The sequence below is a fragment of the Methanoregula sp. genome, assembly GCF_028712425.1.
In the GTDB taxonomy this organism is placed as follows: Archaea; Halobacteriota; Methanomicrobia; order Methanomicrobiales; family Methanospirillaceae; genus Methanoregula.
This window is the reverse complement of record NZ_JAQTQD010000035.1, coordinates 1-12,751: the sequence shown is the minus strand read 5'-3', so window position 1 is coordinate 12,751 and position 12,751 is coordinate 1. Positions and strand designations below refer to the sequence as shown.

The following is a 12,751-nucleotide window of genomic DNA, read 5'->3' as shown; positions in this document are numbered from 1 at the left end:
TGGAGCCCAGTTATAAGGCATTCACTGTCGACCAGCTGTCATTTGTCGGATACACCGAAAACTGGTACCTGCTCGGCTCGGATAAGTCAACTCCCTTGGTGGGGACTGATGGCAAGCCAATTGTCGTTTTCTCTGTAGCAGACCCCCGGCTTGAAATTGCCGTCTGGGACTTCCAGCAGGATAGCGATGTGACCGGCAAGTCCGTTACTCAGGGCCAGCAGCTTGGTTTCTCGATCAAGACCAACATGGTTTTCAACCCGGCTGATGGCAAACGCGGGAATGTCAGCAACGCAGAAACGGCTTACGGTAATTTCATCGATGGGTATATCACAATCAAGGTTAAGGACGAGTCCGGTGCCACTATGACCCGGCTTGCCAATAGTACCGGAACAATCCCGCTTGACCGGCAGTTCATCGACACCCAGCCGTGGTACTGGCCGTACAACTATAATGACGGAGATAATTTCTGCTGGAAAACTGATGCAACCGACTTCAACAACCAGTATACTTACCCGGTGGGGACCTACACGATATGGGCAGAGTCCGTACTCAACAAGATGAAGGACAACTACAAGAACGCTGGAGCCGACTACACCGGTAAGACGGTATCCGCTACGGCAACCGTTACCCTGGTCTCCGACACGGTCAAAATCGAAGCCAACAAAGAGGCCGTTGTCCGTTCCAAGTCATTCTCTGTTACGGTCACCGGCCGACCCTCCGAATCCTATTATGTCTGGGTCAAGGGCACCAGTACGCTCGATGGTTCGTATGACAACCAGCCACCGATGATTGTAGAAAACCAGGATGGCGTTGAGATGGATTCGACACCCGGCCCCTACACCATAGGTGCCTACCAGTTCGAGAACGGAGGGGGAACAACTATCAAAGAAGACGTTTCAGATGATTCCGGTGCCGGTGCGTTCAGCTCGAACGGGACGCGGTACTATTGTTCAGTACTGACTGACACTGACGGGATTGCTGTCGTTGAGTTCCTGACCACGAACTGGACAAAAGCGCAGAAATATACCATGCGGGTTGAGAACCAGTTCGGCACAATGTACAAGAGCGACGAAGTTGACATCAACGTCGAGAAGGGCGCAGTCACTATCGTAGCAGCAGGCGACCAGTCCTACTTCCTTGGCGAAGAGATCAAGTTCTCCGGTACCAACACCGAGGCCTACAAGACCTACCTGTTCATTATCGGACCCAACCTCGAATCCGTTGGTTCACAGATCCAAGACCCGGATCCCAGGGATAAGAAGGTTAAAGATGGCGAACCAAGCACCTTCAAGGCAGTTGACGTCAATGGTGACAACACCTGGTCCTGGAAGTGGGGAACCGCCAACTATGCACTTGACGCAGGTACCTACACCATCTATGCAGTAAGCCAGGCCCGCGACAAGGATAACCTTGCAAACGCAGCATACGGCACGGTATCTATCATCATCAAGAAGCCGTTCGTCTCTGCAACCGCATCGCAGTCCGCCGTTGCGAAGGGCGACAGCATTTTCATCACTGGTTCCGCAGAAGGCGACCCGGGCTCTGTCTACGTCTGGATTCTTGGTAAGAATTATGCTACACAAAACAGCGCTTCAGTAAATACAGATTCCTCGTTCGAGTACGAGATCGCGACGGATACGACCCGGGATCTCACGAGCGGCCAGTACTTTGTCGTAGTCCAGCACCCGATGCAGAACAAGGCGTTCGATATCGATTATGATGCAGATAACGGATACGTCTTCAACCGGCAGCTCCAGGCACAGGGTTCCACCGATCCTATGAATATCTTTAAACTGACTGGCGCCGGAAGCCTGCAGGGTTCCGATGCAGCAGAGGCCCTTGCAGAAGGCATCAACGATGCCAACATCGACGATACCTATACCAAGCTCCAGTTCCTTGTCGAGGAGCCGGATATTTCCATTGAAACGATTGGTGACAAGCACGTTGGCGACAAGTTCACCATCACGGCAAAGACCAACCTTGCCGTTGACGATGAAATCCTCGTCCAGGTCTACTCATCATCATTCAAGCCGACCATGAAGAGCCAGAGCGGTGAGTTCAGTGGTGCTTCAGGAACCGTTACGGTTGCCAAGGGTGACAGTGGCCACAACACGATCTCGTTCGATGTTGATTCATCAACATTCAGGCCAGACGAGTACATCGTGACCGAGGAAGCTGTCCTCCAGTCAGCAACCGGGACAGCACTGTTCAATGTGCTCGAGACCACCGTCAGGACCATGGCCCCGACCACCGCAGCAACCGCAGTCCAGACACCTGATCAGACCGCAGTTCAGACCCCCGTTGCACCAGCAGTACCAACCGCAGCCCCGACCAGGTCACCCGGCTTTGGTACACTCATTGTACTCATCGGTCTTGGTGTAGTTGCGTTTGTGGTCGCCAACAGGAAATGAGCAGAAAGGCCTGTTGAAGATATTCCGGAACTGTTTTCTCCGGCATGTCATTTTTTTAGGGAACGGGGTATTTGTCCGACACAACCTCCCACAATCGACCAGGAGGGAATTACGGGAACCGGAGTTTATTGGCTGCACCCAGCCCGGTGGGGTCGGAGAGTGCCGGAATATCGAGGGATATCAGGTACATCATGAGATGTTGTCAACGGGGTCCATTTTGACCTCCGGTTGACATCTCTCCGGACCTGGCCAGCAAGGTATTGCAAAAAGTGGCACTCTGTTTTCCGGAAACAACCAATTCAGCTGGGATTGAAAATCCGTAGGTATGCCGGATCGGGAAATATCCCTATGCCACAACGCTACCGGGCACGGCATCAGGAAAATCTGTGCTGCACTCTGGTGACATGGGAAAATCAGGGATTTTTCCCAATCATCCGGCTCATGGCAGCGCCAGGGGTGACAACGGCCCTGGCAGGACACCGTCCGGTTCGACTCTTCGGGATTCAGACTTGGCGGGTACAGTGTGACCTGCCACGCAGTCTCCCCCCTCAGCAACCATTATTGCACTATTGAATATGCTTACGGCCTATGTTACAGCGACCGTGATGAACCGAGTGATCTTCTTTAATGAATTTTCCGAACAGATTTTGGTTCATGCTGATTACTCCCAAACAAGAGAGTGGATCCTGCGTCGATCGAACCATTACGGTACGCAGGATCGCGCACACAAAAGAAGGGAGAAGACAAAATGAACAACGAACTCATCAGCCACATAACCGAGGAACTCAAACATGTCCATGCCGATATCGAACATGTCGGCCGGGATCTTGAAGAACTTACATCGCACTTAAAGAACCTCGACGAGCATCTCCATCATCTGATGGACGAGGCTGATAAAGGGGAAATCAACCCCGCTTGAATGAGGTGGCGTTTTCATGGCCGGAGAAACCGCCAAACCGCTTCCCGGATAATGAACACAGCGTTCCGGCCAGAGCAGGAAATCCCGGGGCAACCCGGTTCACTCCACATCCTGCTTTCCTGCCAGGAGTTCCGGTTTATGGTAAACCTGGTGTCACGCGTTTTACGAGACCGGAAGAAGGATCCATTATTAGGCCTCACAGCCACCGCCCAACCTGTTTTTGGTATCCAATGTACTGCTCCCGAAATAGCTGTTCCATCCTCTTTTCTTCGATAGGGATAAGGATGGAATGTGCCAGCACGAAGAAAAGGGCCGGAAGGATAAACACGCCGAGCGAACCGAGGATTACCGCATACCCGAAAAGCCAGATTAATATACCCAGGTACATCGGATTGCGGCTGAACCGAAACGGGCCGGTTGACACCAGAATCGATCGCCCGTCCTGAAGGCGAAACCCGGTTCCTGTCTTACGGAATTCCCTTGCCGACCAGATCATGAGGGCAAATCCTGCGGACAGTATTCCAAGTCCGGCATACGTGAATGGCGGAGCGATGATGATCATTACCGGAACTATGGTGTGGAGTAGGAGCGGTGTGACAATGAGTATAACGAATTCGATGATTCCGCCATACCTGCGAATTCCCGGTTTTCTCTCTTTGAATAAATACAGGATAACGCCGACAGCACAAAAAACACCCGCTGTCGTGAAGGCAATCATTGTGGCACCCGTAATCAGGTCCGGCCCGGCTTTGGTCACAACGCCGTAATAATCCGCTCCATGAAGGTAAAGGGCATAGATGAGCGCAGCAAGCGACGCCCCGAGCGCCATCGCAAAGTGCCGCCCCGCACTGTTGAGCCCGGATGCGACTGCCGATTTCTTTGCCGGAAGTCCCCGCATGATCTCGGTGTTGACCGGGCTCTGGGCAAAGGCAAAACCAATTGCGGTGATTATGAGGGCAACAGCCAGGACAACCGGATCCCGAAAAGAACAGGTGGCTGCAAAGAGGAAAAATCCCCCCACTGCGATCAGGAGGCCGGCAGGAGTGTAGTGTTTCCAGGTTGTACGGTCATACGCCCTACCGACAAGGGGCGAACCAATTGTCAGGATGGCGGCAACAAGGAGGAACAGGATCCCGACCTGTGAGGGGGTGTATGCCATGACCCCTTCAAAGAAGAGTGGGACCGATACATAAAGGATGACAACAGCGGTAAAAAGGAAACACATTCCCAGGAGTGGTATGATAAAAGATCCATGGGTAACAATTCCGAGGTCCAGGAGGGGGTGTTTGTGGCGTTGTTCGGTCCGGATAAATACCGCGAGCGCACCAAGGCAAACCCCCGCGCAGGCAATGACCGGGAACGAGAGAGTTCCCCCGGCAGCGAACCCGACTGCCAGCATGAAGGAAACAACCGCGATAACCAGACTTCCCGCCCCTGATATGTCCATGACAAATAGTTCGTTGCACTGCGGCGCTGTCAGGTCCATTGAGAAGACCCCAAGAACAAGCAGGAGCATCCCCACGGGGATATTGATAAAAAAAATCGACTGCCACCCGGTGAATTCGACCAGAAATCCCCCAAGAACAGGTCCGCTCACACTGGCAAGTGCGACTGTTGCCCCGAGAATGCCCATCGCCTTTCCGTGCTCTTCAAACCGGTGGATGTCGAAGAGGATTGCCATCAGGACGGATACCGACATGGCAGCGCCCAGTCCCTGGACACACCGCAGGGCGATCAACACCGGAAGGATTGGGGCAAGCGCACAGCCAAGCGAACTGGCCGTAAAGAGGGCCATCCCGGCAAGGAAGAGCCGGTTCTTCCCGTATTTTTCGGACAAGCGGGCAAAGATAAGCATCGCTGCGGTCATAGTGACGAGATACCCGGTCATGGTCCATTGCGAGACGGCGATGTCGGCATTGTAAAATGCCGTGATTGTCGGGAGGGCAATCGAGACGATCATGCAGTCCAGCACCGCCATGAACATCGCAAGGAGGATCACAATCGTAATCGTTTTTTTGTGGGGCACGGTTTTTGTGCCCGGGTGTTCTGCCGGATTCATGCTGGAAGATACCTTTTCCGGCACAAGGTATTCAACCAGTTACAACCCAGATGAGTTGTAATGGTGCAGGATATCGTTGAGGCGCTGAAAAAGCAGGGCTTTACGAAATACGAGGCAAGGACGTACCTTGCCCTTGTCCGCCTCGGCAAGAGCACGGCACGTGAGATTGGGGAGAGTGCCGGGGTACCGCAGGGCCGTGTCTATACGGTACTCAACAATCTTGCAAGCAGGGGCTTCGTGAACGTACAGGAGGGATCGCCTGCGATCTATTGTGCGCCGGACCCTGCTGAAATTTTCACCGCAATAAAGGACGATTACTGCGATGCTGTCAATGAGTTAATCCGGCAACTCCGGGAGCAGCGTTCCCGTGCATCGGCCCCCGCCGCCCCATTCTGGACGATCTCCAGTGAACGCGGGATCCAGATTATAGTGAAGGCTGCCTTGCGAAATGCACACCAGGAGGTCATCATTTTGGCAGGCGACCCCCGCCACATCCGACCGTTTGTGCCGGCCCTGAAAACCGCAGCACGAGGGATCAGTCTCTTCATTCTTGCAGAGAATAAATCAGTGTTTGCCGGTCTTGGCCTGCAGGTCCGGACCATGGGCAGGGACCTTCTTGCGCTTCTCGAGGAGATGCACCATGGCGGCGCAGTTATGCATTATGATACGATTGCCGGCGAGTGTTTTCTTCTCATTGACAGAACGCTTGCGATATCCATCGGGTACCGCGAAGGAAAGATGAATGCAACGGTTATCCGGATGTCTACGCTCTGTTTTATGATGAGGAAACTTATCGGTATTGCTGAGCCGGAGATCGGGCCGATGCAGCACGGGTAGCGCGCGGTGCAGACCCCGGGCCCGGGAGCAATCAAAATAACAACTTCAATGAGTTTATGTTTCCGTCATCCGGTATACTTCACGGAGTGTTCGAAGGCAGGCCCTGCGGAAGACCTGTAGCTGAGAAATACTCCGGAAAGATAAGATCTCCAAAGTGAATAGGCATCCCCCGGCCTCTTTTTCAGATTCCCGAACCGGGCCGGGGAATTGTTATGGAAATCATTGCAGCACAGACAATCGTTCGGGAGACTCTTACGTTAACCTAACGGTCAATTGGTATCCATGACAAAAAGATACACGAGCAACGGACGGGCACGTTCCTCCTGCTGTGGGGGCCGGCGGATGAGAAGCCGGCACCTGTACGCATACCGTTACGAGAGGTACAATGATGATACGGTACAGGATGAATACAAACTATACGAGATATCCGGACAAGGATTGAAGGTTCTTGCTGTAGAAAAACTCCGGGCAGATGCGAGTCATGTGCAGGTACATGATCACCGGGGATGTATGCAATGAGCGAGGTCCCCGGTTCTTCGGTTATGAGCATTCCCTCCCCAGTGCCCCGCAGTTCTCCGCGCTCGCCATGTGGTCCGGGGGGCGGATGGGCCAGGTCCCGTGACCCTTCCATGTTGCCCGGCTATAGACAGAAACCGGCCCATCCATGCACAGGAGTATTCCCCGGAGGTTCGAGAGCAGGGTAACAATTTTGTGCATTGCCACCTTTCTCATGTTCTTCTCGACACGGAACGCTGCAAGGTGCGAGCACATCAGTGCGATAAAATAAAGACCGACACTGAGCACGGCAAAACCGACCGCCAGCCACCCGTACTGGGTTATCCCGGAAGCGGCAGAGAGGTCGGGCCATGCCCAAAAGACGTCCCGGATCACAAACCAGATGCAGACAAACGGTACCAGGGAAAGGACGGCGCTGACTGCGGAAAGGATACAGGCAACCACGATGAGGATGCGGTAACTTCCCGCAATTTCAAGGAGCCATGCTATCCCTTGTTTACCAGTTTCTTTCACAAAAACCTCCTTCACGTGTACGATATCCTGCTTCTTCCCGCGGCTTTTTTGGCCACTGTTTTTCCGGTAAAAGAGATTTTTTTCCGGAAGCCTGCCCGGTCATGAAACGGTTCTTTGCAGAACAAATCCGGAATTTGGCCCTCGTGAATCAGGGCCGAAAAAAGTTCGGAAAACAAACGTAACCCGAACATATGCGGAACCCGGTTGCAATTTTTCCCGGTTCCCCGCCGGAATTTTTTTGTTGTTTATAAAAAAATTTCCTGTACCCCGCAGATCAACCGCTCGTTTCAAGCCGGACCGGGACCAGCGCCGAATTCGCGAGGACTGCGAGGACCGCAACCTGGTGGCCAATCGCCCCTCCCGCCGGACTGACAAACCCGAAGAAGGCCAGCACCATGAGCAGGAACGTGAATGACAGTGCAAATGCAACGTTTGCCCGTATTGTCCGGGCGGTTATCCTGCCCAGCTTCAAAAAGCCCAGCAATGGCCGGAGATCGTCCCTGAGCAGGACAACATGGGAGGTCTCGATGGCAACGGTATTCTCCCGCGAACCCATTGCTACACCGACATTTGCCTGAGCAAGTGCGGGAGCGTCGTTTATTCCGTCCCCAACAAAGCAGACCGTGTCTCCCTTTGACTGGAACGTTTCCACAACCGCTTTTTTCTCTCCCGGTGCCACACCCGGACGGATATTCTCCCGGTCGATACCGCAGGCATCAGCCACCCGTTCGGCAACTTCTCTTTTATCCCCGGAAACCAGGGAGATGGAGGAGATACCGGTTTTTTTCAGGCCAGCGATCACACACTCCGATTCCTCCCGTACAGAATCCTCCAGCGAGAAGATCCCGATCACCTCCTCATTCAGCGAGACAAATACCGGGCTTGTTCCCCCCAGGGAAAGGAGTTCTGCTTCCTCTTGTATCCCATTGGGGATTGTAACTCCCGATTCTGCCAAAAACCGGGCATTTCCCACACGTACGGTACCTGATTCGGAGTTTGCCTCTATCCCGAGACCCGGCCTGGTGTTGGTCTTTATGCACCCCCGGCCTCCGGCCCCGGTCTCTTCTGCATATTTTTGTATCGCCCGTGCCACCGGGTGCTCCGAACCGTACTCTGCCGCAGCGGCAAGAGCCGTCACCGACCCCGCATCGTGATTCCCGAAGGTCATAAGGGATTTTACCCTCATCGTACCGGAGGTCAGCGTCCCGGTCTTATCGAACAGGACCGTATCGATCTTTCCCGCCTCCTCCAGGTACGATCCGCTCTTGATAAGAATCCCGCGCCGTGCACCCGTACCGATTGCAGAGATCACGGCCGATGGGGTTGAGAGGAGAAGGGCGCACGGGCACGCAACGATCAGGATGGTAATCGCCCGCTCGACGCTTCCGGTGTATATCCATACAAGTGCGGTTACCGCAAGTGTCAGCGGGGTATAGACCGAGGCTAATTTATCGATGAACGGATATGTCGGCGGCCGCCGGCTTTCTGCTTCCCGTACAAACCCTATGATCCTCGAATATGTCGAATCGCTGTTCTTCTTCTGGACCCTGATGCGGACTGCACCGTTGATATTGATCGAACCGGAATAGACCGGATCTCCCGCCCCTTTTTCTACCGGGACGCTCTCGCCCGTCAGGCACGATTCGTCTGCTGATGTAGACCCGCTGATTACTATGCCATCCGAGGGGACGATATCACCGGGCCGGACAAGGACAATATCGCCGATTTCGAGTTCGTCAACCGGAACTTCGGTAAGGGTACCGTCTTTCTCCACCAAGCCGTGGTCCGGGTGCATCGCCGCAATCTTTTCGATCTCTCTTCTCGATTTCCGGTATGCATACTCTTCGGCGATTTCCCCGATGGAGAGAATAAACCCCACCTCTGCTGCGGTTGTATACTCCCCGATAAGCATCGCTGCTATTATTGCAATTCCTGCAAGTTCGCAGACACTCTGCTTTCCCCCGAGCAATCCCTTTATGGAACTGGTAATGATCGGGACCCCGGTACAGAGTGCCGAGAGGAGTGCAAGGATATTCACCACTATTGCTGGAAGACCGAGGTATTCGCCGCATATTGCGCCTGCAAGTAAAATTCCGGCCGCTGCAAGGAGGACATATTCCCCGGCATTGCTTTCTTTGTCAGGAGATTCCTGCCTGGACCGGCGGGTATCGCAGGCACAGCAGTTTTCTCTACAGCATCCACTACGCGGATCACACTTCTCTGGTTCGCCCATGGTTTAATCCTTATATTGTTTGGTTGATCTTCCCGAGTATCCTCACGAGATCCTTAACCTCGTCCTCAGTGAGGGCCGAAGCGATTTCATCTGCCAGGTTCATGTGATGGCAGTGGTGATCCGAGAATGCTTTTTCCCCCTTTTCGGTGAGGTTGATGATGTACGATCTCCTGTCGCTCTCGGATCGGTCACGCAGGGCATACCCGCCCTTTTCGAGCCTGTCAACGGTCACCGTGATAGTCCCGGTGGTCACCCCCAGCGCTTTTGCGAGATCTTTCATACTCATGCTGCCATCTTGGCCCAGCTTCTCTATCGCATGGGCTCCCGCAAGGGTCAGCGAACTCTGCTGGATCACGGAGTTCTCCCACGCGGTGAACCGGTCGAAAAACTCGACCAGGTTTTCATTCAGTTCTTCAGTTCCATCCATTTTGATCATCATAAATTTTGATATTCAAAATATCTGAATTTACTATTGTTTGAAGATCTTAATAAATCTTTATCATCCGGATTCCGGTTCGCGCAGGTTATGGAATCGGGAAAGGGGAAAAGGTACTTCACGGTAAACCACCGGCATCCGGCCTTACCACCACCCGCCCTCTCTCCTGCAGCGTTAAGCCGGTTACGGCACTAAAAAACAACTCCTGCACCGCCAGGATCCTAAGCCCGAGGCCGAGGAGCATTGCGGCAATCCTCAGGAACGTGATATCCTGACATGACGGCAACGGCCGGGGACACTGTTTGTACCCCCGACCCCGCCATAACGTAGGAAACTCATTATTTTCCAAATGCTGTTAGGCTGGCATTGATGCCAGCCTACCATACAGACAGCTAGCGATGTCTCACATACTCCTTGTGGATGACGAACCCCTTCTGCTTGAAGTGACAAAATTGTCGCTTGAGAAGATAGGCGGTTTTCTCGTCACGGGACTTCCGGATGCAAAGAAAGCACTGGATGCCCTGAAGACGACGCGCTATGATGCTATTGTATCGGATTATGATATGCGGAGATGAACGGCCTGGCTTTTCTTGCTGCCCTGCGAAAGGACGGCAACACCACGCCGTTCATTATCTTCACCGGAAAAGGCCGCGAGGAGGTGGCCATCCAGGCTTACGAGCTCGGTGCCGATCACTATATCCAGAAGGGTGGGGATGCACGGTCCACGTATTACGAGATCGTTCAGAAGATCACTACCTGTATCGCGAAGAAGGCGATGGAACAGAAACTCAACCAGACGCGAAAACTCTACACCAACATCTTCAACCACCTGCCCGACCCGACATTTGTCATCGATGAGAAGGGTCATGTCATCGGCTGGAACACAGCGATGGAGAAGTTAAGCGGCATCCCTGCCCGTGATATAATAGGAAAGGGCGACTATGCTTATTCCGAAATCCTGTACGGGAAGCGGCGACCGATCTTAATCGACCTCATACGGGACCCGACCCTGGTCATCGAGGACGACTACCAGATCATCACCTGCACCGACGACTTCTTCACCGTGGAGAAAAATATCGTCGGGCCTGACGGGAAACAGTACACGGCCTGGGTAAAGGTAAGCCCCCTGCTTGGTGAGCAGAATAAGACCATTGGCGCAATCGCATCCATCCGCGATGTGACGGCAAAGAAACAAGCGGAGGAAAAGTTGCGGCAGGCTGGTGAGTACAGCCGCTGCCTGATCGAGGCGCACATCGACCCGCTGGTGACAACAGACGAGACAGGAAGGATCACGGACTGCAACGCAGCCATGGAGAAGCTTTCCGGCTTTTCCCGAAAAGCCCTGGCTGGAACATCGTTCTTTGACCTTTTCTCTGAAGCGGAGCAGGCCCTGGCAGGACACCGCCAGGTACTGGAGGGAAGATGCGTACGGGAGATCCCCCTTGCGGTCTGCGATGATAAAGGGAACAGGATCCAGGTCCTCTTCTTTGGCACTCCCTACCGGGATACTGCCGGAACTATCCGCGGCGTCTTTGTGGAGCTCCACGATTTCCTCACGTTCCCGGTTGCATCCTGTGCGGCCATAGAGGAGGGTGCCTCACGCCACAAAGTATTGACATCGCCACCAGTCCCGTGAATTTTTTTATTCCCGTTTTCCTGATCTCCTTTCCCCACCGGGTATGATACCATACGGTTACCGTATTTCATACCTTGTGAAACGGTATTCAGGGTAAAAGGGAGGGCTGCCTTACGATACGCTGCCTGTACAAAGCAGGAAAAGAGATGATAAAGAGTATGTTTTGGTTATCGTGTGTGTCGAAAGGTGTGCAGACTTCCGGTGTGTGGTCCGGTGTGCACGAAGTGAGATTAGTGCGTGACAGTGTTCACTGGCAGGGCAGGGGATTTCCCGGCTCACCTCCGCCTCGATTCTTTGCAGTGATGCGTGATTCGTACAGTCCGGTGCTGCCCAATGCAGTGCGACTTGTGGACGCAGCGGACTGCAGGCTCCGGATCGAACTGATCGATCCGAAGGCCTCGTTTGCGAGTATATCCATGGTGTTTCTCCTAATGCAGATCGCATTCCCTGTGGCTGGACGCGTCTGCCATAAACAACTCTCCTGTTAGGTCATGATCAATGGGTGCCGAAAACCGATAGGATCGCACACCGGAACCGAATAGTCCGGTGCCGGTTTGCCGCACCGGTGAAGGGAATACCCCTTCAGGAAAAGAAGATCTCCATAAACTCCTTTTCCTCTTCATGCGACCGGGTGATACGCAAATTTTTCCTCCGGGAATGCAGGTACAAGGGGATTCCTGAAAATATGCGACCGAAGATGTCCGGTCTGATCAGGCTGTCACACAAAATTCCTGACCTTCCGGATCATCTCCAGCCGCGCCATCAGCTCGTCCTGCTTCTCCCTGCTGATGGTGTCCAGAATGTTCCGGACAGGAACGTTAAGGGTCCAGATCTTTATCGGGCGCCCCTTGTTGGATGAAAGGGTCTCCTTACACCCGATCCATCCTTTCCCTTCAAGGTACTTCACCGCAACACTCACCTCAGGCTGGCGGAGGTCTGCCCCGTGTTCGATGTCATAGCTTGTGGCCTTCTTCAGTCTTGCAAAAAGCGCGAGCGTCTTTGCGATGGTCTGCTTTGTTCCGATCCTGACAAGGAGGTTGATGAATTCCTCTTCCTTGTCCGTGAACAGGTGGATTGTTTTTTCGATCATGATTCATTTCCTTTTGGATTGATTCATCATGTTATTATTATACCATTAAAACCATTTTGGTTGAGGGGCCGGACGAGCACTGGATTCAGGGCGGAGAAGTA

Annotated in this window: 9 protein-coding genes and 1 pseudogene; 5 read left to right on the top strand and 5 right to left on the bottom strand. The window is 53.5% G+C overall.

The genetic code is table 11. The annotated features are described in order from the left end of the window. Positions 1-2,411 (top strand): MEMAR_RS02690 family S-layer glycoprotein (locus tag PHF39_RS13030; protein WP_300224792.1); only part of this gene is annotated, 2,411 nt, incomplete at its 5' end. Between the two features lie 748 nt (positions 2,412-3,159). Beyond that, positions 3,160-3,330: a hypothetical protein gene (locus tag PHF39_RS13025; RefSeq protein ID WP_300224790.1), complete on the top strand. Its 171-nt coding sequence runs from the start codon at positions 3,160-3,162 to the stop codon at positions 3,328-3,330. A gap of 196 nt (positions 3,331-3,526) precedes the next feature. Here PHF39_RS13025 and PHF39_RS13020 read toward each other — a convergent pair whose 3' ends face one another. Further along, positions 3,527-5,389 carry an MFS transporter gene (locus tag PHF39_RS13020; protein ID WP_300224788.1) on the bottom strand — a complete coding sequence of 621 codons (1,863 nt, stop codon included), beginning with the start codon at positions 5,387-5,389 and terminating at the stop codon, positions 3,527-3,529. Between the two features lie 60 nt (positions 5,390-5,449). On the opposite strand from PHF39_RS13020, the gene PHF39_RS13015 reads away from it, so the two are divergent. Continuing rightward, a complete protein-coding gene (locus tag PHF39_RS13015) occupies positions 5,450-6,226 on the top strand; it encodes a helix-turn-helix domain-containing protein (protein ID WP_300224787.1) in 777 nt (258 codons plus the stop codon). Between the two features lie 540 nt (positions 6,227-6,766). Here the strand turns inward: PHF39_RS13015 and PHF39_RS13010 are convergent. From PHF39_RS13010 to PHF39_RS13000, 3 genes are all read right to left on the bottom strand, one after another. Then, positions 6,767-7,255 carry a hypothetical protein gene (locus PHF39_RS13010; protein WP_300224785.1) on the bottom strand — a complete coding sequence of 163 codons (489 nt, stop codon included), beginning with the start codon at positions 7,253-7,255 and terminating at the stop codon, positions 6,767-6,769. Between the two features lie 274 nt (positions 7,256-7,529). Next, positions 7,530-9,488 (bottom strand): cation-translocating P-type ATPase, encoded by a 1,959-nt coding sequence (locus tag PHF39_RS13005; protein WP_300224783.1) that lies wholly within the window; start codon positions 9,486-9,488, stop codon positions 7,530-7,532. Positions 9,489-9,498: 10 nt separating this feature from the next. Next, complete coding sequence (locus PHF39_RS13000; protein WP_300224781.1) at positions 9,499-9,915, bottom strand: MarR family transcriptional regulator; 417 nt, start codon at positions 9,913-9,915, stop codon at positions 9,499-9,501. Between the two features lie 407 nt (positions 9,916-10,322). On the opposite strand from PHF39_RS13000, the pseudogene PHF39_RS12995 reads away from it, so the two are divergent. Continuing rightward, positions 10,323-10,579: pseudogene (locus tag PHF39_RS12995) on the top strand (response regulator); the annotation flags it as partial. 120 nt (positions 10,580-10,699) lie between these two features. Further along, the gene (locus tag PHF39_RS12990) at positions 10,700-11,560 is read left to right on the top strand and encodes a PAS domain-containing protein (RefSeq protein WP_300224794.1); all 861 of its coding nucleotides are present in this window, start codon (positions 10,700-10,702) and stop codon (positions 11,558-11,560) included. 718 nt (positions 11,561-12,278) lie between these two features. Here the strand turns inward: PHF39_RS12990 and PHF39_RS12985 are convergent. Next, positions 12,279-12,650 carry an ArsR family transcriptional regulator gene (locus tag PHF39_RS12985; RefSeq protein WP_300224779.1) on the bottom strand — a complete coding sequence of 124 codons (372 nt, stop codon included), beginning with the start codon at positions 12,648-12,650 and terminating at the stop codon, positions 12,279-12,281. Between the last annotated feature and the right edge of the window lie 101 nt (positions 12,651-12,751).